This window comes from Shewanella sp. Iso12 (assembly GCF_012030025.1).
In the GTDB taxonomy this organism is placed as follows: Bacteria; Pseudomonadota; Gammaproteobacteria; order Enterobacterales; family Shewanellaceae; genus Shewanella; species Shewanella algae.
Genome location: NZ_JAAUHW010000047.1, coordinates 1 through 506, shown reverse-complemented (window position 1 = coordinate 506; position 506 = coordinate 1). Strand labels below are relative to the sequence as shown.

At 50.4% G+C, this 506-nt stretch carries 1 protein-coding gene; it reads right to left on the bottom strand.

Annotated features, from left to right (window positions below):
• A partial coding sequence (locus tag HCX89_RS23145; RefSeq protein ID WP_368039301.1) for a transposase family protein occupies positions 1-153 on the bottom strand: 153 nt, incomplete at its 3' end.
• Between the last annotated feature and the right edge of the window lie 353 nt (positions 154-506).

Genomic DNA, 506 nt, shown 5'->3' with positions numbered 1-506 from the left:
CCTTGCCAGCCGACGTTTGTCGATAGTCTTGATGGTATGCCAGTGCAGGCCAAGGAGTTGCGAGATATGTTTAATCGGCAAGAGCTTGAGTAGCGCCTCGACATGCTCAATGAGCAGTGTGGTCTGGCGAGCATAGGGCTTTAACCAGCTGATATGCTCCCGAACGATACCGCAATCAGGGCAAAGAATACGGCGGACGGGTAGCCGTAACTGAACCTGAAACGCCAGTATGGTTCGTTCCGATACGCTGCGAAGTGAAGCGTCGTGAACAGCCTTAGCCGGTTTGCCGCAAGCACAGTGGCCGTTATCAATCGGTTTTAGGTGGATGATGAGGGTTTGTTAATTTTGCTCGGTATGGACGGCTTCAAAGCCTTCCCAGAGCGCAATGGGGAAGGTAATATTCGACATTGAGAACGGTTGGGGTTGGTCATTGTTTTTGTTTGGCGACTAAACAATAACTCTCCAACCGTTTTCATTTCCAGTCCACGCTAATCTGCGATGAACCT